At 38.5% G+C, this 312-nt stretch carries 1 protein-coding gene; it reads right to left on the reverse strand.

Annotated elements, in window-relative coordinates; genetic code table 11:
* A partial coding sequence (locus tag AAEZ03_RS26615; RefSeq protein WP_350582780.1) for a hypothetical protein occupies positions 1 to 281 on the reverse strand: 281 nt, incomplete at its 3' end.
* Positions 282 to 312 lie beyond the last annotated feature (31 nt).

The raw sequence follows: 312 nt of genomic DNA on the forward strand, positions 1-312 counted from the left end.
TTATTGACTTTGACGGCGATAACTGTACCGAAATAAGGGCTAGGGCGCTCACGCAAAATAAGAGATTGAATGTCTTCTAGCTGCATATCGACCAGATTGGGATTGAATACGCCGCGCGCTTTACGGGCAAACATCTCAATATTATCGCCAACGTCTTCTTTAATAATTTGGAGCCACGAATCGAATTTACTGTCTTCAATACGATTGCCAAACTCATCTTTTAAGTCATGCAACTTATTGGTCAACTCTGTTAGTGGTTTTTTATTATTAATATTACTCATAGGTAAGCCTACTTTTAAAGGATTCTTCTAC

Origin of the sequence: Pseudomonas sp. HY2-MNA-CIBAN-0224 (genome assembly GCF_040310285.1) — a bacterium.
Lineage (GTDB): Bacteria > Pseudomonadota > Gammaproteobacteria > Pseudomonadales > Pseudomonadaceae > Aquipseudomonas > Aquipseudomonas helleri.